Source organism: Streptomyces sp. NBC_01384 (assembly GCF_045040035.1).
GTDB lineage: Bacteria > Actinomycetota > Actinomycetes > Streptomycetales > Streptomycetaceae > Streptomyces.
The window spans coordinates 10106823-10127105 of sequence record NZ_CP109559.1 but is presented as its reverse complement, the minus strand read 5'-3'; the positions used below and the strand labels follow the sequence as shown (position 1 = coordinate 10127105).

The 20283-nt window shown below is 75.5% G+C and carries 13 protein-coding genes; 4 read left to right on the top strand and 9 right to left on the bottom strand.

All coding sequences use genetic code 11. The features are described from left to right. Positions 1–135 precede the first annotated feature (135 nt). Complete coding sequence (locus OG747_RS46515; protein WP_405876772.1) at positions 136–2421, top strand: LuxR C-terminal-related transcriptional regulator; 2286 nt, start codon at positions 136–138, stop codon at positions 2419–2421. Between the two features lie 1055 nt (positions 2422–3476). Here the strand turns inward: OG747_RS46515 and OG747_RS46510 are convergent. Continuing rightward, the gene (locus OG747_RS46510) at positions 3477–3635 is read right to left on the bottom strand and encodes a hypothetical protein (RefSeq protein ID WP_405876774.1); all 159 of its coding nucleotides are present in this window, start codon (positions 3633–3635) and stop codon (positions 3477–3479) included. A gap of 159 nt (positions 3636–3794) precedes the next feature. Here OG747_RS46510 and OG747_RS46505 point away from each other — a divergent pair, with 159 nt between their 5' ends. Together OG747_RS46505 and OG747_RS46500 are read left to right on the top strand one after the other, a co-directional pair. Then, positions 3795–4814, top strand: coding sequence for a hypothetical protein (locus OG747_RS46505; protein WP_405876776.1), 1020 nt, complete (start codon positions 3795–3797; stop codon positions 4812–4814). 128 nt (positions 4815–4942) lie between these two features. Beyond that, positions 4943–5944: an AfsA-related hotdog domain-containing protein gene (locus OG747_RS46500; protein ID WP_405876778.1), complete on the top strand. Its 1002-nt coding sequence runs from the start codon at positions 4943–4945 to the stop codon at positions 5942–5944. On the opposite strand, the gene OG747_RS46495 is transcribed toward OG747_RS46500, so the two are convergent. Genes OG747_RS46495 through OG747_RS46460 form a run of 8 tightly spaced genes read right to left on the bottom strand, consistent with a single transcriptional unit; the run spans position 5924 to position 16931 of the window. Then, positions 5924–6784 carry a 4'-phosphopantetheinyl transferase family protein gene (locus OG747_RS46495; RefSeq protein WP_405876780.1) on the bottom strand — a complete coding sequence of 287 codons (861 nt, stop codon included), beginning with the start codon at positions 6782–6784 and terminating at the stop codon, positions 5924–5926. The two genes, OG747_RS46500 and OG747_RS46495, sit on opposite strands and share 21 nt — an antisense overlap. Continuing rightward, positions 6781–7038: an acyl carrier protein gene (locus OG747_RS46490; RefSeq protein WP_405876782.1), complete on the bottom strand. Its 258-nt coding sequence runs from the start codon at positions 7036–7038 to the stop codon at positions 6781–6783. Before OG747_RS46490 ends, OG747_RS46495 begins: the two co-directional genes overlap by 4 nt. Further along, on the bottom strand, positions 7028–8941 hold the full coding sequence (locus tag OG747_RS46485) for an HAD-IIIC family phosphatase (protein WP_405876784.1): 1914 nt from the start codon (positions 8939–8941) through the stop codon (positions 7028–7030). Before OG747_RS46485 ends, OG747_RS46490 begins: the two co-directional genes overlap by 11 nt. Further along, on the bottom strand, positions 8938–9996 hold the full coding sequence (locus OG747_RS46480; protein WP_405876786.1) for a 3-oxoacyl-[acyl-carrier-protein] synthase III C-terminal domain-containing protein: 1059 nt from the start codon (positions 9994–9996) through the stop codon (positions 8938–8940). The genes OG747_RS46485 and OG747_RS46480 overlap by 4 nt, the downstream gene beginning before the upstream one ends. Further along, on the bottom strand, positions 9993–12989 hold the full coding sequence (locus OG747_RS46475; RefSeq protein WP_405876788.1) for a type I polyketide synthase: 2997 nt from the start codon (positions 12987–12989) through the stop codon (positions 9993–9995). The genes OG747_RS46480 and OG747_RS46475 overlap by 4 nt, the downstream gene beginning before the upstream one ends. Then, positions 12986–13267, bottom strand: a complete 282-nt coding sequence (locus OG747_RS46470) for an acyl carrier protein (protein WP_405876790.1) — start codon at positions 13265–13267, stop codon at positions 12986–12988. Before OG747_RS46470 ends, OG747_RS46475 begins: the two co-directional genes overlap by 4 nt. Positions 13268–13305: 38 nt before the next feature. Continuing rightward, a complete protein-coding gene (locus OG747_RS46465) occupies positions 13306–15078 on the bottom strand; it encodes an acyl-CoA dehydrogenase (RefSeq protein ID WP_405876792.1) in 1773 nt (590 codons plus the stop codon). Further along, positions 15072–16931: a fatty acyl-AMP ligase gene (locus tag OG747_RS46460; RefSeq protein WP_405876794.1), complete on the bottom strand. Its 1860-nt coding sequence runs from the start codon at positions 16929–16931 to the stop codon at positions 15072–15074. The genes OG747_RS46465 and OG747_RS46460 overlap by 7 nt, the downstream gene beginning before the upstream one ends. Positions 16932–17401: 470 nt before the next feature. Between OG747_RS46460 and OG747_RS46455 the strand changes: the two genes are divergently transcribed. Continuing rightward, positions 17402–20206, top strand: coding sequence for a BTAD domain-containing putative transcriptional regulator (locus OG747_RS46455; RefSeq protein ID WP_405876796.1), 2805 nt, complete (start codon positions 17402–17404; stop codon positions 20204–20206). Positions 20207–20283: the final 77 nt, after the last annotated feature.

Below are 20283 nucleotides of genomic sequence, written 5' to 3'. Positions count from 1 at the left end.
TTCCCCGACACCTGCTCATCCCACCCACCCCCACCTGCACTTCCTGCCATGCACACACCGGCCAGCGGCATGTGCTTGGAACGCGCCGGGCGATGCGCCAGCCTGCCCGTCAGCCGCAGCGACGAAGGAGGACTGGTGCCGCACGGGCACGCCGGACAGCCTGGACACACCGCCTGGCAGGGCGCACACGCATACGAACTGGCTGTACTGATGGAGGAGTTGGAACGTGCCCGTACGTCGGCCGGATGCGTGCGGCTGACCGGTGAACCGTGGGTCGGCAAGACCCGTCTGGCGCTCCGGCTGGCCCGGGCGGCGGCGCACCAGGGGTGGACCGTGGCCTGCGGCCGGGCGGCCCGGGGCGGCGGCGGGCGGCCCTTCCACGCGCTGGTGGACGCACTCGACGACCGGCTCGCCGCGGCGGACCCCGCCGTTCTGGGCAGGCTGGGGGCCGTCCGCCTGCGCGTGCTGGCCCAGGTCTTCCCGGCGCTGGGCGGCATGCCCCCCGCCGGCCTGGGGGACATCGACGTCCACGCGGTCGCACGGGCGGTGCGGGCGGTGCTGGAACAACTGGCCGGCCGGCGCGGGCTCCTGCTCGTGCTGGACGACGCGCACCGCGCGGGAGCGGAGGTGGCCGAGTTCACCGAACACCTGCTGCGCCGCCCGCCGGACGCGCCCGTGCTCACGGTGCTCGTCCACCGCGGCGGCGGGCCGGCCGCCCGCAGGCTGGCCTCGCTCGCGCACGCGGACGGCGCCGTCCGTCACCTCGCGCTGCGGCCGCTGCCGCGGGAGGCGGCCGCGGCGCTGCTGCCCGCCGGGCTCGGCCCGTTGCACCGGGAGCTGATCCTGCGGGACGGGGCGGGGGTGCCGGGGCTGCTGCGGGCGCTGTCCGACGGTGCGGCGCCCGACGCCGGGGGTGTGCCCCACAGCAGCCTTGAACTGGCCTGCGGCCCCTCTCCGCTGCCGCCCACCGCGCAGGCGCTGGATCTGGGCGTGCTGTCCCCGCTCGCCCGGCGCGCGGTGGCCGCGGCCGCGGCGGCCGGTGATCCCTTCACCCCGGAGGAGGTGGCGGGCACGGCCCTGCTGTCCGTGGAGGAGGCCCTGCGCGCGGTGGACGAACTGCACAGCGAGGGCATCGTCCAGCCCGGCCCCAGGGCGGGATGGTTCCGTTTCTGCCGCCCGGCGGTGCGGGCCCTGGTGTACCAGACGGCGGGGGCGGCCGCGCTGCGTGCGGCGCGAAAGCGGGCGCCGGACGCGGCGGCGCACACGGGCACCGCCACGGCGGTGCTCACCGCGCTGCTGGAGTCGGCGGCGCCGCCGACGGCCCGGGAGGCGGAGTTCCTGGAGGCGCAGGCGCGTGCCACGGTGTTCGCGCAGCCGGCCCGCGCGGCGCGGGCGGCGCGCCGGGCGGCGGAGTGTCCCGGCGCCCCGCCCGGTGTGCGTCTGCTGCTGTGCCAGGCGCTGGTGCTGTCCGGACGGCCCGCCGAGGCGCTGGCCGAGTACGCGCGGCTGTGGCCGCGGCAGGAGACGGACCAGGCCTTGGCGCAGGCCGCGGTGTGGGCCGAGGCCGCGGTGTGGCGGGCCCGGGCGCTGCGGCTGCTGGGGGCCCGGGCGCAGGCCAGGCGCGTGCTGCGGGCGGTGCCCGCCGAGGGCCGTGCCGCCATCCCGGCGGCGCAGGCCGAACTGGCCGCGCTGCTGCTGGAGTCGGGGCGGCCGGCGCGGGGCGCCGCGCTCACCGCCGCCCGCCGTGCGGTGCGCTGCGTGCCGCCGAGCGACGTGGCCGCGCACGGCCACGCCCTGGCTCTGCTGGCCGCCGCCCATGCCGCGCAGGGGGCCGCCGGCACGGCCCGGGAGGTGGCCGGGGAGGCCGGGCCTTTGCTGTCCGGGCTCGGCCGGGAGGGGGCGGCGCCGGTGGTGGAGGCGTGGCGCTGGCTGGGCGAGGCCTCGGCGGGCGGTGACGGGCGGCGGGCCCGGCGGTTTTTCCAGCGCGGTTTCGACCTCGCCCTGCACCACGGGCAGGGGCATTTGCTGGGGCCGCTCGCACGGGGGCTGGCCGGGGCGTGTCTGGAATCCGGTGACCCGGCCGCCGCGTCCGCTCACGCGCGTTTCGCGGCCGCGGAATTCGACCGTCTCACGGCATACGATTCGGCAGCCGCCGCGCAGGATTTCCTTGAATCCGTCGAGCGGGCCGCACAAAAGAATTCGGAAAGTGACCGCTGTGTCCCGCTGAGTGCGCGCGAGCGGGAAATCGCGATGCTTATCGGTCCGGGTCTCACGAATCAGCAGATTGCGGCCCGGATGGACATCAGCATCAAAACCGTCGAAACCTATATGGGGCGTATCTTCAAAAAACTGGGGGCGCGGTCCCGGGCGCAGGTCGTTTTTCTCCTCTCTGCCGATCCGGTGGCCGGGAGGAATTCCTGAACGAGCCGCGGCGCCGTTCTTCTGCCGTTCACCTGGGAGCGGCGCGGCCCGGGCGGGGGAAGGCCGCCGGGCCGTGTCCGAGGCGCCCGTGCACCCGCGTGGGCCGTGCCGGGACGGCCCTCGCACCGGGCGGGCCGGCCGGACCGGGCGGTGCCCGGGGCCCTGCGCCGTGCGCCGGGCGCATGGCTGCCGGGCCAGGCCGTGGCCGGTGCAGTGTCACCGCACCGGTCCTGCCGGTGCGGTGACACTGCCGGGGGGGCGGCGTGTGCCGGTGCGGCGGCCACGGCCGGGCCGGCCCCGCACGCCCCCCGCACACCCCCGCACACCCCCGCACAGCCCGGAGCGCCGCGGGCCGTGTGCGGGGGCGTGCGGCGGGAGCGGCCGGTGCCGCGCAGGCGGCCGGCCGGTGCCCGCGGACCTGGACGCGGGGGGCGGTGATCACGCGCTGCGGGGCGCGGGGGGCCGCGCCGGACCGGGAGAAGGCCTGCGGCCGCCGCCCGCTCACCAGGTCCGGCCGCGGCAGGTCCGCAAAACCGGTGGCGGGGCCGCTGCGGCCCGCAGAACGGCTGCGGCTGCGGCGGCAGGTGTGCCGGCCGGCCTGCGCGAGGCCGCCGGGTGGCTGTCGTACCAGGTGGGGACGGCAGCCGGACGGGCCGTCCGGCAGGCGGTGCTGCCGTTGTCCTGCTCCCGGGGACTCCCGGGAGCAGGACGGGACGGGACGGGACGGGGCGGGGCGGGGCGGGGCGGGGCGGCCGTGGGCCGCCGAAGCCACCGGCGGCGCTCGGCCGGCCGGAGGATGTGCCCGCCCCGTGCCGGCCGGCGACGTGCGGGGGGCGTGCCGGCGCCGGTGTTCCACGGCGGGGTGCAGCACGCCTGCGGGCCCCGGGGCGGGAACCCGTGCGGCAGCCGCGCGCCTGCCCGGCCCCGCACGGCGCCCCGCTCCCGCTCGCCGGCCGCCGCCGGGCCCCGCGGGCGGGAGCGGGGCGCGCCCGGCGCAAACGCCGACGGGCGGACCGGGTTCATCCGGTCCGCCCGTCGGTGTCCGCGCCGGTTCGTCAGCCCCATTGGTCGTCGTCCGGGACGGCCGCCGCCCCGGAATGCACCGGCCCGGACGCCGGGGACACCGCGACCAGGCCGTGGGCAATGGCGGGGGCGGTAATGCCTGCCCCGAGCGAGCAGATGACTCCGACTGCCGTCAGAAGTCCAGCTGTCATGATTCGCAACACAGCCTTACTCATGTCTACCCCCACGTTTGACAGTTGGCGTGCGGTGCATGAGCAAGACTTCCGCACCGAGGTTTTCCGCCCAACCCATTCCTGGTGTCGTAAAGTTGCCTGACAAGAAGTTCCGTCACACTGGAGTGTGGGCCTGCAATGACCGAAAGCGCTCTCCCGGCTGGCGCATTAGCCACGCTGGATGAGGCCGAGGCGAGGGCGTACCGCAATGCAGTACTGCTGGGCCGCTTTGTCCGCGAGGAGATGGCGACCGCCCTCGGTGTCTCCCTCGAAAAGGCGGCACAAGTCGAGCAGCGTCTGTCGGCGCTGAGCCTGCTGCGTCCGATGCCCGGCGAGCCGGAGCTGCTGGTGCCGGTGAGCCCCGACACGGCGGTGGCCGATCTCGTGGGGCCGGCCGAGAGCCGCATACGGGACCTGCAGCGGGAGGTCTCCGAGATCCGTGACCAGATGGGCGCGCTGCGCGCGACGTACTTCGAGAGCCGTCAGCAGCGCAACCAGACCGAGGCCTTCGACGTGATCAGCGACATCAACGCGCTGCAGGCCGTGCTGGACGAGCAGGGCGAGCGCTGCCGCACCGAGATGCTCACCGCCCAGCCCGGCGGTGCCCGCCCCTCCAGCCTGCTGGCCAACGCCCGGCCCAGGGCCCTTCAGCGGCTGGAGCGCGGGGTGCGGATCCGTCACCTCTACCAGCACACCGCGCGCAGCGACCTCGCCACCACCTCCTACGTGCAGGCGGTGACCGCGCACGGAGCGGAGGTGCGCACCACCGACGAACTGATCGACCGGATCGTCATCTACGACCGGGAGGTGGCCTTCCTTCCCGAGCAGCACGTGGACGGCCGGGAGCCGGGGGCGGTGGTGGTGCGCGAGCCGACGCTGGTGGCCTTCATCTGCCGGGTCTATGAGCATCTGTGGGCCGGGGCCACCCAGTTCGTGCCCGGGACCGAGGACAGCAGCGAGATCACCGACGACCTGAAACGGTCGATCATCAAGCTGATGGCGCAGGGCTACAAGGACGAACTCGTGGCCCGCCGGCTGGGCATGTCGGTGCGCACCTGCCGCCGGTACATCTCCCAGATCATGCTGAGTGTGGATGCCACCAGCCGTTTCCAGGCCGGTGTGCAGATCGCGCTGACGGGGCTGGGGGACCTGGAGTAGGCCCGCTGGGCAGTGTCTGCCAGGCCACAACCTGCCATCCGGCGGGCGTGGCCGGCCGGGCGCGGTGCGCGGCAGTCTGGTTCGGTCCGGTCGCACGGAACCGGAACACAGCCGAGGAGGGTTGGCCGTTGGAGATTTCCCGGCCCGCGCGAGCGGGGCACGGACACGGCAGCCGCCATCTGGTGCACCGGCCGCGGTACTTCGGCCCGCAGCCGCCGCCCGGCCCCGACGACCGGGGGCAGGAATTCGTTCTCACCGGTGAACTGCCCACCGCCCACCCGCTGTTCAACGACGGCCACGACCGCTTCCACGACCCGCAGGCGGCCATGGCGATGGTCAGCCAGGTCAGCGGGGGGATCGGGCAGGCCCACTTCGGCGTCCCGGCCGACCGGGTCGCGGTCTTCTACCGGTTCGGCCTGGAGAGCAGCGACGTGGGCGCCTGGCGCCGCCACCCGGGCGGGGCGGGCACGCTGACGGTGACCATGCAGGTCAGGCCGGACAAGGTGATCTCCGGGATCCCGCGGGCGCTGGAGTTCGACACGCGGCTGGAGATCGACGGCGTCGCGGCGGGCACCGGGTCGGCGAACCTGCTCTTCGTCGCCCCGATGGCGCACCGCAGCCACCGCGAGTACTCCCGGCACGCCGTGCTCGCCGTGGCGGGCCGGCACGCCGGGCACGCCGACGGCGCAAAGGGCGCGGGCGGGGCGCCGGGCCCCGGCCCCGCGGAGGTGGGGCGGGCCAGCGCCGCCAACGTCCTGCTGCACTCCCCGGTGAGCGTCGAGGGACACCGGCTGTCCGCGGCGGTACGCCCGCCGTGCACCTGGCCGGCCGGGCTGGCCCGGCCGGACGGGGCCCCGGCGTCCGCGCTGCTGCTCGAAGTGCTGCGCCAGACGGCGCTGCTGAGCGCCCACCGGCTGCACGGCCTGGACCCGCGGCACTGCGCGCTCATCGCGCTGCACACGCACTTCCGCGGCCATGCCGAGCCCGACCTGCCGCTGCGGTGTGCCGCTGTGGCGCAGCCGGCCCGCCAGGACGGCCTGGGCCGGCCGCTGGTGGCGCTGGCCCTGACCCTGACCCAGGCCGGGCGGGCGGTGACGGAGGCGGTGGTGTCAGTCGTCGAGGATCTGTGACCACTCCCGCCGCTCGGCGTCCAGCGCCTCCTGGATGGCGAGCGCGGCCTCGGCGTCGAGCATCGTGGTGATCTCCGTGTCCAGGGTGCGGCCCATGCCGGCGTCGTACACCGCGATGCTGACGACGAACGCGGTGGGGCCGCTGTCCAGGGTGAGGGTGCGCAGGGTCCACTCCTCGCCCGTTCCCGCGGTGCCGTCCGGCCGGTTGACCTGGGTGGGCCGGCTGTCCGGGCCGAAGCCGAACTCGCTGAAACGGAACTGGATGCCCTGGCCGATCGCCTTGCTGTAGGCCTCCTTGAGCGTCCACAGCCGCACCAGGCTCGGATTGCGCTCCCTTTCCGGCAGCCCGGCGAGCATCCGCTGCTCGTGCGGGGTGCAGATGTGCCGGGCCAGGCCCCGGGCGTAGATGCTGCGGTCCGCGCGTTCGGCGTCCACTCCGATCAGGCCGCGGCTGGTCAGGCCGACCAGCAGCAGGTCGTCGGTGTGGCTGAGGCTGATGTCGATCTGGTCGCAGCCGCGCAGGTAGGGGCGTCCGGTCGGTCCGTAGGCCAGTTCCAGGTCGATCGCCTCGGCCCGCAGCGCGGCCGCGGCCGCGTGTTTGAGCAGCCGGCGCGAGGCCGCGTACCGTCCCCGGATCTCGGGGTGGGCGATGTCGCGGTAGCGCGACCAGTCACGGCCCAGCACCGCCCGCAGTGCGGGGCCGTCCGCGGCCTGCGGGCGCCAGTCGGCGAGCCGGCCGTGGACCACTGCCGTGCCGTAGCGCCGCAGGTCCTCGCGGACCTGCGACCAGTCGGTGTCCTGCGCGCTCACGCCGATCAGGTCCCCGCCTGCCGCGTTCATCGGGTGTCCCTCCCGTCGGTCGTGACCAGTTGGTGGATGGCGTGCAGGCTGCGGGCCTGCAGCACGCGGCTGACCGGGATGCTGCGGCCCGTCTCGCGTTCCAGGAGCATCACCAGGCGCAGCAGGTGTACCGAGTCCCAGTCGGGCAGCAGGTCGAAGTCGGCGGCGGCCTGTTCCTCGGTGAGGTCCAGGCCGAGCCCGTCGCGCACCGCGTCGAGGAAGCCGGCGAGGCCGGCGGTGCGCTCAGGGCTCATCGGTGTCTCCTTCGAAGTCGGCCTGAACGGTCAGGTGGGAGGGCGCTGCGGGGATGGCGGCGAGGTCGTGGCGAAAGAGCGTCTGTGCGCCGTCGTCCGTCCTCTCGGCCACGAAGCCGAGCGAGGGGTAGAAGCCGCGGGAGCGGGTGTTGGCGCGGGTGGCGCGGTAGCGGGCGCGGACCGCGGGCAGGCCGCGGCCGCGGGCGTGGGACAGTACGGCGCTCAGGCAGCCGTGCTCGATGCCGCGGGCCAGGACCCGGCAGCTGAGCAGCATGTTGTCGATGTGGAGGCCGTCGGGTGTCTCCCGTACGAAGAGCGCGCCGACCAGGCCGCTGTCGCCGTAGGCGTCGCTCACGCGCACCGCCAGCGGGCGCAGGCCGGCTCCGGCGCCCGGTGGCGAGATCCGCTCCGCTGCGATGCGTTCGCCGGTGAGGTTGAACTGGTTGGTGCGCAGGGAGAGCTGGGCCATGCGGGGCAGTTCGTGGGGCCGGGGCGGGGAGATGCGCACGACGGTGCCCAGTTCGCGCAGGTACTCCTCGTGGGAGCCGGCGCTCCCGCGCAGCCGGGCGCGTTCGGCGGCGGCCCGGTACTGGCCGGTGCGGCCCCGGTCGTCGTCGGTGACGTGCGGGGTGTCGAACCAGCCGTCGGCCAGCAGCCGGGTGACGTGCCAGGCGGGCTCGGTGCCCAGCGGGATGACGGCGGCGCCGGGCAGGCGGTGGCGGACCAGGGCGCGTTCGGCCGGGCTGTCGTCGGCGAACACCAGGGCGTCGGTGGCGATGCCCAGTTCGCCGGCGATGGCGGCCAGGGCGGTGTCCTTGGGGTCCCAGCCGGCCCGCACGCTGACGAAGTCCTGGGCGCGCAGGGTCATGTCGGGGTGGCTCTGCAGCACGTCGTTGACCGGGCCGGGGTCGTTCTTGCTGCTGACGGCGAGGAGCACGCCCTGGGCGGCGAGCTGTTTGACCACCCGCTGGAGGGCGGCGTACGGCTCGCCGCGCAGGGTGGGCCCGCAGTCGATGCCGTCAGCTCCGTCCTCCCCCAAAACCCCGTCCCACAGGGTGTGGTCGAGGTCGAGGACGAGGCATTTCCTGGTCATGCCGCGGCGGGCGCGCAGCACGTGCACGGCTTCGCGGGCCAGCGCGGCGAAGACGGCGGCGCTGAAGGCGCTGCGGGTGTAGAGGGCCAGCCGTTCGTCGGTGGCCGCTCCCGTGGACGCGATGAGCGGGTCGAGGTCGACGACGGCCAGGGCGGGGTGGGCGGCGGGCAGCCGCAGCAGGCGGGCGTTGAACTCCCGCCACACCGCGCCGAGCAGCGCGCGCTGCTGCTGGTCGATGATCTGGTGGGTGAGGCGGCGGGGCAGCGGCAGCGTGTTGAGGACCAGGACCCCTGTTGCGTGCGCGGTGTGGGCGGCGGCGACGGTTTCCAGGCGCTCAAGGAGCCGGGCGCAGGCCTGTTCGGCGTCGGCGACCGTCCACGGCAGCGGAAGCTGTTCTAAGACCGCGTCGGCCCCAAGGACGCACAGGGTCAGCTCCGGGCGGGCCCGGCGCAGTTCGCTGCCTGGGTCGGTGAGGTCGCGCAGGTAGGCCCCGTGGTCGCCGGTGACCGGGCGGGCCAGCAGGCCGTGCCGGGCGAGTTCGGCGAGAAGCGGGTCGGTCAGCGCCGCGGTGGCGGAGTGTCCGGTGACGGCCACGGTGACGGCGGGGGTGTGCGGGTGGTGGGCGAGGACGTCCTGGGGGTCGAGCCGTGCCAGCAGGCTTCCGCAGCGTGCCAGTTCGTCGGCGATCTGCTCCTCGGAGCGGTCGGCGGCGTCGGTGAGGCGGGCCAGCAGCACGGCCACCTCGGGGTAGGCGGCGGCCAGCCGGCCGGCGTGGTGCAGGGTGCGCAGTTCGTCCAGGGCGGTGGTCATCGGCCGCGCCCTGCCGGTACGGGGCGGGCGGGCCTCTCCAGCGCGAGGCCCGCCTTGATCCATTTGCTGGACTCGACGACGACGGACAGGGCGCGCTGCCCCGGCTCCAGCTGGGCCAGGAGGCGGTCGAGCTGGAGCAGCGGCAGGGCGTTGCCGGTGTTGCCGGTGTCGCGCACGCAGGACACCTCGCGGCAGCCGGGCGGCAGGCCGAGCCCGGCGACGATCCGGTCGGTCATGTGGCCCGAGAGCTGGGGCGGCAGGACGAAGCCGACCTGCTGCGCACTCCAGCCGGCCGTGGACAGCAGTTCCCACACGATCTCGCCGGCCAGGACGGGGACCTGTTCCTCGATGGTCTTGTAGTCCTCGAAGAGCATCTGGCGGTTCGGGTCGGGGTCGGCGGCTCCGTGCCAGTCGACGATCTGTCCCGGCGCTCGTCCAAGGCCCGCGAAGCGGTGCAGCAGGCCGCGTACCGCGACGGCCTCGCCGTGCGGGTCGGCGGTGACCACCGCGGCGGCGGCTGCGTCGCCGAACAGGACGTAGTTGACCAGTTCCTGGGTGGCCAGCGCGGAGGCGTCCCGGCCGGCCTGGAGGAAGCGGGCGGTGACGTCGCCGGCGACGACGAGGCCGGCGCGGTGGCCGCCGGCCAGCAGGGCGCGGGCCACGTCCAGGGCCTGGACGGCGCCCGAGCAGCCGGCCTGGAGCTGGTAGGTGGGCAGGTGGTTGAGACCGAGGCGGTCCGCGGTCTGGTTGGCGGTGGTGGGCAGCAGAGCGTCGGGCGTCGCGGTGGACAGCACCAGGAAGTCCAGGTCCGCGGCGGCCAGTCCGGCGGCGGCCAGCGCCCGGCCGGCCGCCTCGGCGCACAGGTCGGCGAGGGTGTGGGTTTCCTTACCCGTGGCCGGGTCCCAGCCGAAGTGGCGGGTGCGGGTGCCCACGAAGAGGTCGATCCAGTCCTCGCTGATCCCGAAGATGCCGCTCAGGGCCGCGTTGTCGACGGGGTCGGCGGGCAGTGCGCTGCCCGTGCCGGCGAGGTGCAGGAGGACGGGGCCGGCGGTCATACGGTGACCCCCGTGCCGGTCAGCTCGCGTACGAGAACGGCGAGTGTGCCCACGGAGCGCAGTGCGGGCAGCAGTTGCTGCATGGTGATGCCCGCGGCCTGCGGCAGCCGCTGTTCGATCCGGTCCTTCAGCTGCATGATCATCACCGAGTCGAAGCCGAGGTCCTCGTAGATCCGGGCCGCGGCGTCGACCTGTTCGCGCGGGTAGGCACCGACTTCCACGACCGCGTCGATGACCGCGCACAGCGCGGCATCGTGCCGGCCGGCCGCCGTCTCGCCGGGCCCGTGGGAGGGGTGCGGGCGGGCGGCGGGGGCGTCGCTCGGCCCGGCCGCGTCCGGTACGGCCGGCCCGGCTGCCGGGCCGGGGGCCTGGGCGGGGATCTGGCCGGAGGCCTGGGCGGGGGTATGGGCGGGGGTATGGGCGGGGGTATGGGCGGGGGCGGTCTGCGGGAAGCGGCGTGCGCGGGAGAAGACGTAGGGGGCGAGGCGTTCGGTGCGGCGGTGGGCCGGCTCGTAGAGGGCCTCCCAGCGCGGCTCGACGCCGCTGAGGTAGAGCCCGGCGACCGCTTCGGCCAGGTCGGTGGCGGTGGCGGCCGGGCCGGGGGCCGGGTGCAGCAGCCGGATGCCGGCCGGCAGGCCGGCCCGCTGGGCCAGGCGCAGCAGGTGCCCGGTGGGGCCGAGCTCGACCAGGCAGGTCGGGGCGGTCTCGGCGACCAGGGCGGACAGTGCGTCGGCGAACCGCACCGGCGCCTTGGCCGGCTGCGCCCAGTACGCGGCGTCCACGATCTCCTCGCCGAGCATCCGGCCCAGGCGGGCCGAGGCCCAGGCGATCCGGGCCGGCCCGGCCGTCACCGGGCCGGCCGCGGCGGCGGGGGCGGCGGGGGCCGGGCAGGGGTGCGGGCCGGGGAGCCGGCGGGTGTGCAGGCCGCGGGCGGCCAGTTGCTTCGCGGCGTGTTCCAGTACGTCCGCGGTGCCCGAGACGACGGTGTCGTGCGGGCCGTCCACGGCGGCCAGGAGCAGCCCGGGGTGGGCGGCGAGCACGTCGGCGATCTCTTCCTCGCCGCCGCGTACGGCGAGCAGGGCGCCGCCCGGCAGCTGCTCGGCCGCGGCGGCGTGGGCGGCGGTCAGGCGGGCGGCGTCGGGCAGGGAGAGCACGCCCGCGGCGACGGCGGCGGCGTACTCGCCGGTGCCGTGGCCCAGGACGGCGTCGGGTACCACGCCCAGGTCGGCCAGGGTCTGGGTGAGGGCGTGGGCGACGGCGAACAGGGCGGGTGTCGCCCACCGGGCGCGGTTGACGGCGGGGTCCTCGGTAAGGATCAGGTCGCGTACCGAAGCGCCGGTGTGGGGGCGCAGGGCGTCGTCGGCGTCGTCCAGGTGGCGCCGGTAGGCGGCGGACTCGCGGTAGAGGGCGGCCGTCATGCCCGGCTGCTGGCAGCCCTGTCCCGGGTAGAGGAAGGCGACGGCCGCGGGGCGCAGGGCGCGGTCGCTGACGCGGGCGCGTGTCTGCTCGTCGTCGGCGGCGGTGCGCAGGGCGTCGGCGAGTTGGGCGGTGTCGCGGGCGGTGAAGGCGGCCCGGTAGGGCAGGCCGGTCTTGGTCTGGTTGCTGGTCCAGCACACCGGGGCCGCGTCCCCGCGCGGGCGGCGGGCCAGTGCCTCGGCCTGGGCGGCGAGATTGCGGCGCAGTGCCTCGGGGGTGTCGGCGGAGAGCGTGAACACCCCGGCGGCGTGCGCAGCGCGGGTCGCGGCGTGCGGCGGGCGGGGGGCGGAGGCCAGGACGGCGTGGGCGTTGGTGCCGCCCATGCCGAAGCTGCTGACGCCGGCCAGCACCTCGCCGGGCGGCAGCCGCAGGGGGGCCTTGAGCAGGGCCAGGCCCCGCTCGGCGAGGCGCAGGCGGGGGTTCTCGCGGGCGGCGAAGGGGCTGGCGGGCACGATGCGGTGGTGCAGGGCCAGTGCCGTCTTGATCAGGCCGGCGATGCCCGCGGCCCCCTCGGTGTGGCCGATGTTGCCCTTGACCGAGCCGAGCGCGCACGGGGTGTCGCGGGGCCCCGCGTACACCTCGCCGAGGGCCGCGCACTCGATGATGTCGCCGAGCGCGGTGCCGGTGCCGTGCGCCTCGAGGAAGCGGACCTGGTCCGCGCCGACGCCGGCCCTGCGGTGGGCGGCGGCCACCACGGCCTGCTGGGACCAGCGGCTGGGCGCGGTGACGCCGTTGCTGCGGCCGTCCTGGTTGACGGCGGTGCCGCGGATGACGGCGTAGACGCGCTGGCCGTCGGCGAGCGCGTCCTGAAGGCGGCGCAGCACCACCACGCCGGCGCCGTCGCTGCGGCCGATGCCGTCGGCGTCCGCGCTGAACGGCTTGCACCGGCCGTCGGGGGCCTTGAGGCCCATCTGCTGGTAGACCATGCCGAGCGCGGGGGTGAGCACGAGGTTGACGCCGGCGGCCAGCGCGGTGGAGCACTCGCCGGACAGCAGCGCGTTGACGGCGAGGTGCACGGCGACCAGCGAGGAGGAGCAGGCGGTGTCCACCGCGAGGCTGGGGCCCTTGAGGTCGAGGTGGTAGGAGATCCGGTTGGCCGTCATGCCCGTGCTGCTGCCGGCGCCGAGCTGCGGGGTGATGCGCGCCAGGTCGCCCATGTGCAGCTGGGCCCATTCGCTGCCCATCACGCCGACGAAGACACCGGTGTCGCTGCCGGCCAGTGCGCGGGGGGAACGGCCCGAGTCCTCCAGGGCCCGCCAGGCGCACTGCAGCAGGAGCCGCTGCTGCGGGTCCATGGCGGCCGCCTCGCGGGGCGCGATGGTGAAGAAGTCGTTGTCGAAGACGTCGGCGTCCGCCACGAAGCCGCCCCGGACGGTGTCGTCGAAGCCCTCGCCGCCGCGGCCGGCGGGCAGCGGGCCGATCGCGTCGCCCCCGCGCATCAGCAGTTCCCAGTAGGCCTCGATGCCGTGGGCCGCGGGGAAGACGCAGTCCAGGCCGACCACCGCCACCGCGTTCACAGCAGCCCCCCGTCGGCGTCCGCGCCGCGCGCCGTCAGATGGGCCGCCAGCAGGGCGACCGTGGGGTGGTCCCAGACGAGCAGCGGCTCGACGGCGATGGCGAAGTCGTCCTCGATGTCGCCGCACAGGCTCAGCGCGCACACCGAGTCCATGCCGTACTCGGCCAGTGGCACCGTCGGGTCGATGCTCTCGGGCAGCCGGTCCAGGTAGACCGCGAGGTGCGTGGTCAGCCACTGGTACAGCGGGGCCTCGGTGTGCCACGGCGGGGAGGGAGTCATCCCTGAAGGCTCCTTGTTCTGATGCTGGGGGCCCGTGCTCAGCCCGGAAGCGGTGTGTTGTACAGGTCGAAGCTGCGCCGGTCCCCGTAGCGGGCCAGGACTTCCTGGTGGACGCGTGCGGTGGCCTCGGCGGGCAGGTCGGCGGCGGGGATCCCCAGCCGCTGGGCGATGCGGTGCAGGGCGGCGGCGGCCCAGGCGGGGTCGGCCAGGAAGGGGTCGGGGCCGCCCTGGTTGTGACGCCACACGCCCAGGACGCAGGCGGCGGCGAGCACCAGCACGTAGCGGTCGGTCAGGGCGAACCAGGAGGGGCCCACCGGACGGGCGGCATCCAGGGGCGGCAGGGCGAGCACCCGGCTGCGCAGTTCGTGCAGCTCGACGGTCATCTGCCCGGCCAGCTCGCGCAGCGTGCGCTCGATCGGGCCGGCGCCGGGCAGGGACGCGGCGGTGGCCAGCAGGGTGGCGCTGACGCTGTCGCGTCCGCAGGCCAGGGACAGCGGGTTGTAGTCGAACGGCGGCAGCTCGGCGCCCGGGCGGAACAGCGCGGCGGGCGCCTCGGCGCCGCTGAACCAGGACTCCTCGGCCAGGGCCCGCAGCTGCGGGATGATCGTGGCCTGGCAGGCGACGGTGCCCGCGTGGCCGAGGCTGACCACCGGCACGTCCCGGATGTGTTTCTGGAAGATGCCGACGGTGCCCTCGCGGGTGTAGATCTGCGAGCCGAGCACGGTCGCCAGGCCGTACATGGTCTCGCTCAGGACGCGGGGCAGCAGCAGCTTGACCGCCGCGGAGTAGATGCTGGTCTCGGCGGGCAGCAGGTGCAGCGCCCGGGTGGCGACCACGGCCAGGCAGTCGTAGAGCAGCAGGTTGACGAAGGCTGAGGCGAGGGTGCCCGCGGTGTGCTGCGGGTCGGCGGGGTCCAGCCCCGAGCGGCCGGGTCCCTGGGTGCGGTCCACCAGGACGGCGGTGCGCAGACCGGTGTCCACCGCGGCGGACACCAGGGAGGCCATGAGGGTGCGGCTGACCTGGAAGGAGCGCAGCGCGGTCGGCACGCCGCTGCCCAGCGGCCCCAGCAGGGTGTCGCGGGGGACGAGACAGCTGTCGAGGTCCACTCCGGCGAAGTAGCAGCCGCGCAGGCCCAGAGCGGCGGGCCGGCGGGTGACCCGGTAGCGGCCGGCGGGCAGGGTGTGCGGGTCGAGCAGGAGCACCGAGTGGCAGCCGGTGGTGCCCGGCTGCGGTTCGGTGCGGCAGAACAGCACCAGGGCGTCGGCGCGGTGCAGGTTGTTGATGACCGGTTTGCCGCCGGTGACGGCCAGGCCGTCGGCGCGTACCTGCGCCCGCACCTGGCTGCGCACGAAGTCGTTGGTGTGGGCGGTCTCGTGCTGGGCGATGGCCGCCTTGGAACCCGCCAGCAGCAACCCCGCCAGCCAGGACCGCTGGCCGGCGCTGCCTTGCATCCACACGTCGGAGGCGGCCATGAAGGTGGTCATGCCGTAGCCGGCCCCCAGGGCGACATCCCGGCGGAAGACCGGGCGCATCACCCGCAGCAGGGTCTCGGCGGAGTCGAACCGCCCGCCCAGTTCCTTCGGCACGAACTCGCGGTTCATGCCGAAGTCGTCGAGCAGCCCCTCGGCCTCGGCGAGCAGCACGGCACGCCGGTCGGCGTGCAGCAGCGCCCGGTAGCCGACCGGGTTGGCCCCAAAGGCCGGGTCGCCCAGCATCCCCTCCAGCCGTGCCACCCGGGCCGGGGCCTCGCCGGCGGGCAGGCCGGGCGGCGGCTGGGTCAGCAGCGCCGACGGCGGCGCGGAGCTCACCACGAGCCGCCCGCCACCGTGCCGCCCGCCCCGCCGCCGGCCGCCGAGCCGGCCGGCGTGCCGCCGGGCGCCGCGGGCCGCGGGAGCAGGGCCTGGACGGCCGGGTCGAGGACTTCGTAGAGCGGGGAGAGCTCTCCTTGCAGGAACAGCGTGCGCATCAGGGTCCGCTGGATCTTGCCGCTGGTGGTGCGGCGCAGGGTGCCGGGGCGCACGAGGATCACATTGCCGGCGGGCACGTCGAAGCTCCGTCCGACCAGGGCCTGGACACTGCGGGCCAGGGCGCGCAGGCGTTCGGTGCCCGCGCGCGGGGCCCGTACCTCGTGGATCACGACGAGCTGCTCGCGCTCGGCGCCGACGGTGAACACCGCGCCGTGGCCGGCGCCGAAGGCGGGGCCGATCTCGCGGATCGCCCACTCCACGTCCTGGGGGTAGAGGTTGCGCCCGTTGAGGATGATGACCTCCTTCAGGCGCCCGGTGATGTACAGCTCGCCGTCGTCGACGGCGCCCAGGTCGCCGGTGCGCAGGAAGCCGCCGCTCTCGCCGAGCGCGGCGTTGAAGGTGCGGGCGGTCTCCAGCGGCTGGCGCCAGTAGCCCTGGGCGACGCTGTCGCCGCGCAGCCAGACCTCCCCGATATGTCCGGGGGGCACCTCCCGGCCCGCCAGCGGGTCGACGATGCGCAGGTCGAAGTCGTGCACCCGCCCGGCGCCGACCAGGGTACGGGCGGGTCGGCCCGGGGCCGGGGCGCGCAGTTCGTCGTGTTCCAGGGCGGCCGCGTCCACCGCCAGGCGGCGGGCGAAGGCGCCCGGCCGGCCGCCGGAGACCACCAGGGTGGCCTCGGCGAGCCCGTAGCCGGGGTAGAGGCTGCCGGCGCGCAGGCCGGCCGGGGCGAAGCGGCGGGCGAAGGCGTCCAGGGTCTTGGCCCGTACCGGTTCGGCGCCGCACAGGGCCAGGCGCCAGCTGGACAGGTCGAGCCCGGCCAGCGCCTCGTCGCTGACACGGCGGGTGCACAGGTCGTAGGCGAAGTTGGGGCCGCCGCCCACACTCAGGCCCCACTCACCGATCGAGCGCAGCCAGCTGACGGGCCGTTTGATGAAGGAGACCGGCGGCAGCTGGACGGATACGGTGCCCAGCCACAGGGGGTGCAGCACATGGGCGATGAGGCCCATGTCGTGGTAGTGCGGCAGCCAGCTGCTGAAGCGGTCGGCGGCGGTGGTGCCCAGCAGGCGCTGCAGCGCCTCCTGGTTGGCCAGCAGGTTGCGGTGGGTGACCATCACACCGCGCGGCCTGCTGGTCGAACCGGAGGTGTACTGCAGGAAGGCGAGGTCGTCGGGGCCCGTCCGGGGGGCCCGCCAGGCATCCGCGTCGGCCGCGAGGCCATCGAGGCCGCCGAGGCCATCGAGGCCGCCGAGGCCGTCGCGGTCGTCGAGGTCGGTGGCGAGGCAAACCGTTTCTCCGCGGCCGGACACGGCCAGCCACAGCGAGGTGTCCGCCGCGTGCTCGGTATCGGTCAGCACCAGCCGGCTGCGGGTGTCCTTGAGGATGCCCGACACCCGCTGCAGCCGCTCGCCCCCGCCGGCGGGCAGCGGGGCGGGTACGGCGATGGCACCGGCGTACAGGCATCCCACGAACGCGACGAGGAAGCCGGGGCCGGGCGGGTAGAGCAGCAGCACGGGCTGGCCCTGGACGCCGTAGGCGCGCAGGCGCACCGCCAGTGCGCGGGCGCGGCGGTCGAGAGCGGCGTAGCTGAGATGTTCGGCGCCGCCGGCGTGACGCAGGAACACCTGGGCGTCGGCGGCGCCGAGGTCGGCGGCCCGCTCCCGGATCAGTTCGGTGAAGGTGGTGAAAGCAGCGGTCAACGTCAGCCCCCTCGTGGCGCATTCGAGGCGGGGCACAGGAGGCCCCTTCTGCCGCCGAAGCGCGCCCATCGTGAGATCGCGGGCTAAAGCGCCGCTTGCGATGCGCTCCCGCGCCGCAGAAATCAGGGGTACGCCTGTCCGATTCTGGGGAGTGGCGGCCGCCTACAGTGACGACAGCACGAATCTGGCGCCGGACGTGTACGCCCCGCCCGGACAGCGGGCGGGGCGGCATCCCCCGGGGTGCCGGCCACCCGCTGTCCGGGCGGGGCCCCGGGTACCGGCGAGCGGCGCTCTGGCCGAATCCCGTTGTCTGCAGGCGAACCGGGAGACCGGAAGGCCGGGAGACCGGAAGGCCGGGAGACCGGGAGACCGGGGCTGCGGGAGGGGCGGGGCCTGGGGTACGGGGCCCGGGGGCACCGGCCGTGTCCTTGTCGCCCGCCGGCCGGCGCGACCGAGAAGAAGGTGGGGGCATGCGTTTTCGGATTCTGGGTCCGTTGGAAGTCACCTCGTCCGCGGCGGCCGAACCGGTCACGCCCCGGGCGGCCAAGATCCGCGCGGTGCTCGCCACCCTGCTGGTGCGGGCCAACGAGATCGTCTCGGTGGACGGCCTCGTCGACGAGCTGTGGGGGGAGAACCCTCCGCGCACCGCGCGGACCACCCTTCAGGTCTACGTCTCGCAGCTGCGCAAGCTGCTGCAGGCCGCCGACCCCGAGTACGGCCGGGACGCGCTGGTCACGCGCCCGCCCGGATACGCGCTGTACCTGGACCCGGCGCAGCTCGACCTGACGGTGTTCGAGGAACTGCACCAGATGGGCCGGGCGGCGCTGCTGCGCGGCGACCACGCCGCCGCGGCGGATCTGCAGCGCCGCGCGCTCAGGCTGTGGCGTGCGCCGCTGGCCTGCGACACCCCGCACGGCGCGCTGCTCGCGCGGACCGCGGTGCGGCTGGCCGAGGTGCGGGCCGCCGCCCTGGAACAGCGCATCCGCGCCGAGCTCCAGCTCGGCCACCACCAGAGCCTGGTCGGTGAACTCCAGTCCGTCGTGGCCGAGATGCCGATGCGGGAGGAGTTCCACATGCTGCTGATGACGGCCCTGTACTGCGCGGGCCGGCAGGCGGACGCGTTACAGGTCTTCGCACAGCTGCGCCGGGCCCTCATGGCGGAACTGGCCATCGAACCGGGGCAGCAGCTCCAGCGGCTCCACCAGCGGATCCTGGCCGGCGATCCGGAACTGCTGCACCCGGCGCCCGCCCGCCGGACACCGCAGGAGACCACAGCGGGCACGACACCGCAGAAGACCGCACCGGGCGGCAGGGCACAGCAGACGGCGGCGGGCGGCAGGGCACAGCAGGAGGAGGCGGACGGGAGGGCGCCGGAGGCGGCGGCGGGCGGCAGGGTGCCGGAGGAGGCGGCGGACGGGAGAGCGCCGGAGGAGGCGGGCGGCAGGGTGCCGGAGGAGGCGGGCGGCAGGGTGCCGGAGGAGGCGGCGGGTGCGGCGCAGGTCCAGTTGCCCGGCCAGGCCCTGGACCGGCTGCCCGCACGCGACCCGGTGTTCATCGGCCGCGCCGAGGAACTGGACCGGCTCGACTCCCTGCTGCGCGACGTCCCGGCCGGCGGCTGTGCGGCGATCGCCGGAGCGGCCGGCACCGGCAAGACCGCGCTCGCCGTCGCCGCCGGCCACGAGCTGGCCGACCTCTTCCCCGACGGCCGGGTCTTCCTCGAACTGGGCGCCGGGCAGCAGGCGCAGGCGGAGGCGGCCGGCTCACTGACGCGTCTGCTGCGCCGGTTCGGGGTGCAGGGGCCGCTGCCGTCCGATCGGGCCGGGCTGCGCCGCATCCTGCACCGGCTGACCGAGGGCCGGCGGATGCTGCTGATCCTGGACGGGGCCGCGTCCCCGGCGCTGGTGCGGTCGCTGCTGCCGGACACCCCGGGCAGCACCGCGCTGATCACCTGCCGGCGCGTGCCGGACGGGCTGACCGACCGGGTGCTGGAGCTGGACGTCCTGCCCCAGGACGAGGCCCGGCGGCTGTTCACCGCGGCGGCGGGCCGTCTGATACCGCAAGCCTGCAACGAGGCGTCGGTACGGGAGATCGCCGCGCTGTGCGAGGGACTGCCGCTGGCCCTGCGGGCGGCGGCGGCGCGGCTGGCCTCACGCCCGCACTGGGGCCTGGACATGCTGGCCGCCCGGCTGCGCGGCGAGCAGCGGCGGCTGGCGGAACTGAGCGCCGCGGCCCCCGGCTTCCACGACCGGCTGCGCTCCTCCTACGAGGAGACCGAGCCGGTGCTGCGGCACGCCTTCCGCCTGCTGGGACTCCTGCCCGCGGGGCCCTTCGGGCCCGCAACGGCGGCCGCGGTCCTCGGCGAGGACGTGGCCAAGACCGGGGACCTGCTGAGCGCACTGGTCCAGGCGCGGCTGCTGCGCCGGGTGGCGGGCGGCCCCCACCACGGCACGCACCACCGGCTGCACCCGCTGTGGCGGCTGCTGGCCCTGGAGTGCCTGGCCGCCGAGAGCCCGGCCGCCCAGGCGCGGGCGGCCACCGCCAGGCTGGCGGCCGAGTTCACCGCGCAGCTCCGCGCGGCCGACGGCCCCGCCGCCCGGCGCGGGACGCATCCGCTGGAGTGGTTCAGCCGGCGGCAGGAGGGGCTGGTGGACGTCGTACGCCGGTGTCATGCGGCCGGCCTGTGGGCGCAGACGGCCGACCTCGCGGATGCCATGACCGGTTTCCTGGAGGCCCGGGCGGCCTGGGAGGCCTGGGAGACCTGTCACACCCTGGCGCTGGACGCGGCGCGGCACCAGGAGGACCTCGCCGCCGAAGCCCGGCTGCTGCGGTCGCTGGGCGACCTGGCCTGGCAGCGGCGGCACTTCACGGCGGCCGGCGAGTTCTACGAGCGGGCGCTGCTGACCGCCGACGCCGCGCCGGCGGCCGCCGAACGCGGCCGGGCCCTGGTCGGCCTGGCCGACCTGCAACTGGACGCGGGCGGACTGGAGGAGGCGGCAGCCCTGCTCTCGCCCGCGCTCGACGCGGTCGCCGACGACCCGAGGGGCCGCTACGAGGCGCACCGGGTGCTGGGCCTGCTGGCACTGCAGAGCGCCGGGCCGGATGCGGCCGAGGCGCACTTCGCCGACTGCCTGAACCTGGCGACGGCACTGCGCGATGCGCGCCTGGAGTCCTACGCCCGCCGCTGGCTCGACCGGGTGCACGGCACCGGCCACCGGCCCCCGGGCTGGTCGGAGGTCCGGCCCGGGGTGTGGCGCCTGGCACCCTGCGCCGGCTGAACACACAACGACGGCGACGACGGCAGCGATGGCGACGGCGACGGCAGGCGGGCGGGCGTCCGGCGGGCGTCCGGCGG

Coding starts and splice junctions, on each gene's coding strand:
- OG747_RS46510 (WP_405876774.1), bottom strand. CDS start 3,635: ATGACAGCTGGACTTCTGACGGCAGTCGGAGTCATCTGCTCGCTCGGG.
- OG747_RS46505 (WP_405876776.1), top strand. CDS start 3,795: ATGACCGAAAGCGCTCTCCCGGCTGGCGCATTAGCCACGCTGGATGAG.
- OG747_RS46495 (WP_405876780.1), bottom strand. CDS start 6,784: ATGAACGCGGCAGGCGGGGACCTGATCGGCGTGAGCGCGCAGGACACC.
- OG747_RS46490 (WP_405876782.1), bottom strand. CDS start 7,038: ATGAGCCCTGAGCGCACCGCCGGCCTCGCCGGCTTCCTCGACGCGGTG.
- OG747_RS46485 (WP_405876784.1), bottom strand. CDS start 8,941: ATGACCACCGCCCTGGACGAACTGCGCACCCTGCACCACGCCGGCCGG.
- OG747_RS46480 (WP_405876786.1), bottom strand. CDS start 9,996: ATGACCGCCGGCCCCGTCCTCCTGCACCTCGCCGGCACGGGCAGCGCA.
- OG747_RS46470 (WP_405876790.1), bottom strand. CDS start 13,267: ATGACTCCCTCCCCGCCGTGGCACACCGAGGCCCCGCTGTACCAGTGG.
- OG747_RS46455 (WP_405876796.1), top strand. CDS start 17,402: ATGCGTTTTCGGATTCTGGGTCCGTTGGAAGTCACCTCGTCCGCGGCG.